Genomic DNA, 1,666 nt, shown 5'->3' with positions numbered 1-1,666 from the left:
TCTGCGCAGGTGGAACTCCTGTGACGGGTGCCACTGCCGTTCGGTGATATATACGGCCAGCTTCGATTCGAACAGCAAGCGGACCTTGAGCGGTTTCTCACCGCCCACGATTCCGAAAGCCTGCCGTGCGTAGACATCGGGGTTGAAGTCCGCAGGGCGAGTGAACCGCGCACCAGCGCCCTTAACACATTTGAATCGCGACAGGGCGAACGTGGCCACATGCTCTTTGTGTGCGTTTCGCGCCATCAGATACCAGTTTCCGTGATAGGCGAGCAGGTGGTAGGGATGGAGCTCGTATTCGGATAACCGCCCGTCAAACTTCTGGTATGTTGCCTGGATCACCTCCCGGCGTTCTATGTATTCCGCCATTCTCGCCCATACGTCCGGATCCATCCGCACTCGATCTTCCGGCAATACGCCCACATGTTCACTGAGCCAATCCGGTTCAATGGTGACATCGCCCTCCAGCGACTCGGCGATGTTGCCACTCCGCTTCGCTCCGTTGCCGCCTTGCAGGCGGCCTGTCTCCCTTCGGTCGGCGTTTCCAGCACCGACCGCATGTCCAGGTGTAGAGGGGTGCCCTCATAATGGGACAGCAACTTGCGGGCAAGGACGCCTCCCGGCGGCTCAGCCGCACTGGCGGCAAGGTATAAGAATCGTCGGTGCCACCGTTGGTTCTGCCCAACCTGCCACCAGAAAAAGGTGCAGCTATTCGGCGAACTGCTGACCGAAACCATCCTGTATCCCGTCCCGCATCGTTATTTTACCTTCGCCCTGCCCAAATGCTGCGGGTCTACTTCAAATATGACCGCGACCTGCTCAAAGACCTGTGCCGCATGGCCAATGAATGTCTGCGCGACTACCTGCGCGTTGCGCTCGATCTGCCCGAGGGCATCCTTGGCGCGGTCATGACGATTCATACATTCGGGGAATATCTGGACTTCCATCCGCATCTGCACGCGCTGGTGGCAGACGGCCTTTTCACATCAGCCGGGATGTTCCATGTCATGCCCGACGTGTCGCTTAAGCCGCTCGAAGAGCTTTTTCGTGCGCGAGTGCTTTCCTTCCTGTTCGGGAAGGGGCTGCTCACGAAAGAACGCGCCGACATGCTGATGAGCTGGAAGCATTCCGGCTTCAACGTGCATCGCCGCCGCCGCGTGGAGTTGATGAGCGCGACGACTTGGTACGCCTCGCCCAATACATCATTCGTAACCCGTTCTCCGTCGAGAAAATGCACCTTGGCCCGGACGGCACGATCATCTACCGGTCTGGCATGAACCCCAAGGTCAACGCCAACTTCCGCATATTCACACCACTCGACTTTATCGCGGCGATCACGTCCCACATCCCCGACAAAAGCTTCCAGCTTGTCCGCTACTACGGCTGGTACTCCAAAAAGCCGACCAACGGGAGACGGGCAGTCCCGCACGGAATAGTAGCCTGTCCCCTTGCATGCCGCTCCCACACCAATTATCCGATCGGCGATTTGACAGATCCGACTCGCAGACATCTATGATCGTTTGGAGTCGGAACGTGCGAAAATGAGGGGATTTATGACCGCGAAAGGTGCGTCGCGACAGGATAAGCCCAGCGTATCGGGACTTATAGAAACCGTAAATATGAAGAAAGATACAATTGATACCCGGTGGGTAACCACTCCCACCCG

At 57.6% G+C, this 1,666-nt stretch carries 3 protein-coding genes; 2 read left to right on the top strand and 1 reads right to left on the bottom strand.

The window, feature by feature from the left end; genetic code table 11:
* The coding region (locus EOL86_14625; GenBank protein NCD26807.1) for a WYL domain-containing protein at positions 1-393 on the bottom strand (393 nt) is incomplete at its 3' end.
* 278 nt (positions 394-671) lie between these two features.
* Between EOL86_14625 and EOL86_14620 the strand changes: the two genes are divergently transcribed.
* Together EOL86_14620 and EOL86_14615 are read left to right on the top strand one after the other, a co-directional pair.
* Positions 672-1,277 carry a hypothetical protein gene (locus tag EOL86_14620; GenBank protein NCD26806.1) on the top strand — a complete coding sequence of 202 codons (606 nt, stop codon included), beginning with the start codon at positions 672-674 and terminating at the stop codon, positions 1,275-1,277.
* A complete protein-coding gene (locus tag EOL86_14615; GenBank protein NCD26805.1) occupies positions 1,118-1,516 on the top strand; it encodes a hypothetical protein in 399 nt (132 codons plus the stop codon). Before EOL86_14620 ends, EOL86_14615 begins: the two co-directional genes overlap by 160 nt.
* Positions 1,517-1,666 lie beyond the last annotated feature (150 nt).

Source organism: Deltaproteobacteria bacterium (genome assembly GCA_009930495.1).
Taxonomy (GTDB): domain Bacteria; phylum Desulfobacterota; class Desulfovibrionia; order Desulfovibrionales; family Desulfomicrobiaceae; genus Desulfomicrobium.
This window is presented reverse-complemented; position numbering and strand designations above follow the sequence as displayed.